Origin of the sequence: Candidatus Bandiella numerosa, from assembly GCF_021811875.1 — a bacterium.
Classification (GTDB): Bacteria; Pseudomonadota; Alphaproteobacteria; order Rickettsiales; family Midichloriaceae; genus Aquirickettsia; species Aquirickettsia numerosa_A.
On sequence record NZ_JAJBJD010000306.1, the window covers coordinates 1 to 230 of the forward strand.

The 230-nt window shown below is 38.3% G+C and carries 1 protein-coding gene; it reads right to left on the reverse strand.

Features of this window, described 5'->3' with window-relative positions; translation table 11 throughout:
* A partial coding sequence (locus L8D11_RS05710) for a reverse transcriptase domain-containing protein (RefSeq protein WP_272906071.1) occupies positions 1-230 on the reverse strand: 230 nt, incomplete at both ends.

Below are 230 nucleotides of genomic sequence, written 5' to 3' on the forward strand. Positions count from 1 at the left end.
AGAAGCAGAGCGCTTAGGTCTAAATCCATAGCTGTTATCAGAGAAATGTGGGTCAAATATAGGAGATAAGATTTGGATTATCGCTTGTTGCACCATTCTATCAATCACTGTGGGTATACCAAGTAAACGGGTTTTACCATTTGCCTTTGGTATTTGCACTCCTCTTACAGAAGAGGGAATGTAAATGCCCGCAATAATTGAAGATTGGAGTTCTTTGATTATATCATCTA